The organism is Micromonospora sp. KC207, assembly GCF_004348615.1.
GTDB lineage: Bacteria > Actinomycetota > Actinomycetes > Mycobacteriales > Micromonosporaceae > Micromonospora.
The window spans coordinates 1-1475 of sequence record NZ_SMKJ01000575.1; the positions used below are offsets into that span (position 1 = coordinate 1).

The following is a 1475-nucleotide window of genomic DNA, read 5'->3' on the forward strand; positions in this document are numbered from 1 at the left end:
GGTCGGGGCGGGGGCCGCCGGGGAAACGACCCTCGCCGCCGGCCGGGTGCTGGCCTGGCTCGGGTACGCCGGCTCGCTGCTCGTCGCGGCGGCCTGTGCGCTGGTGCCGCTCGCCGTGGGCCGGGCCGCCGGCTCGCCGCTGCTGGCCGGTGTACCCCTGCTGCTGGTCGCCCTGGCCCTGCTCGGCGCGGCGCTGGTCGCCGGCTCCGCAGGGTTCCGGGCCGCCGCGGCCGCGGCACTGGTCCCGGTGCTCGGCGTCGCGCTGCTGCGCCCGGTGGCGGAGCTGCGCCCGGGGCTGCTGACGGTGGCCACGGCGCTCGTCGCGCTGGCCCTGGCCGGGACGGTCCGGGCGCTGCCCCGCCGGGTCGGCACCGGGCCGCGAGTCGGTGCCCTGCTGGTGGCCGGCGGGGCGGCGCAGGTCGGCGCGCTGCTCGCCGTGCTGCTCGGCGCGGTCGCGGTGGGCCGGGTGCTGCCGCCCTGGGAGGGGGTCGCCGCCGGCCCGCACCTGCCCTGGGGGTGGCAGGTCCCGGTCGCCGTGGCGCTGGCGGCGGTCGCGCTGGCGGCGCTGCTGCCCCGGGTGGCGTGGCCGGTGATCGCGGCGGTCGCGGTCGCCTTCGCCACCCTCGCGGTGTCGGGCGTCGGGCCGGTGCCGTGGCCGGCGGTGCCGGCCGCCGGCCTGGTCGTCGGCGCGGGACTGCTGCTGTTCGCCGTCACCCGGGCCCGGCCCTGGTGGGGCGTGCTGGCGGCGGCGGTCGCCGGCGCGGCGCTGGTCGGGCACGCGCTTCTGGTCGGCCTGGCCACCCCGGCAGGGGAGGCCGCCCTGCTCGGCGCGGTCGTGCCGATCGGGCTGGCCGTCGCCGCCCGGGGCCGGCAGGCCGGTGGCGTCCGGTGGGGCGTCGCCGGGGCCGCCCTGGCCGCCGGACTGCTGGCGGTGCCGGCGGCGGTCGCCAACGCGCTCTTCGCCGCCGGGGCGTCGCCCTGGTGGCAGGCGCGGGCCGCCCTGGCCGCAGTCGGGCTGCCGCTGGTCGTGCTGCTCGCCGTCCGCCGCTGGTGGCCGGAGCTGACCGGGTACGCCTCGGTCGCCTTCGCCGTCGGGTCCGCGCTGGTGGCGCTGGCCCCGCTGGTCGTACGGGCCGACGAGCCGGTGGCGCTCTACGCCGCGCTGGTGGTCCTGTCGACCGTGCTCGCCGGGCCGGGCACCCGTCCGGCGGGGGCACCGCTGGTTACCTGCCTCGGACTGCTCGCGGTGGCGCTGCTCGCCGCCGCCCCGGTGACCGTGCGGGTGCTCGTCGCCCCGTACGGGGAAGTGGTCCCGCCGTGGTCCGGCGCGCCCACCGGGGCAGCGGTTACGGGGGCGGCCCCGGCCGGCGTGGCCCTGCTCGTGCTGACCCTGGCCGCCGCGCTGGCGGGTCGCGCGCTCGGCCCGGCCGGCGGGCAGAGTTCCGCGACCCCGGCCGGCGGGGAGGGTACCCGGG

General features: G+C 81.9%; 1 pseudogene. It reads left to right on the forward strand.

The features are described from left to right. Positions 1-1475, forward strand: a pseudogene (locus E1258_RS33760) (hypothetical protein); the annotation flags it as partial.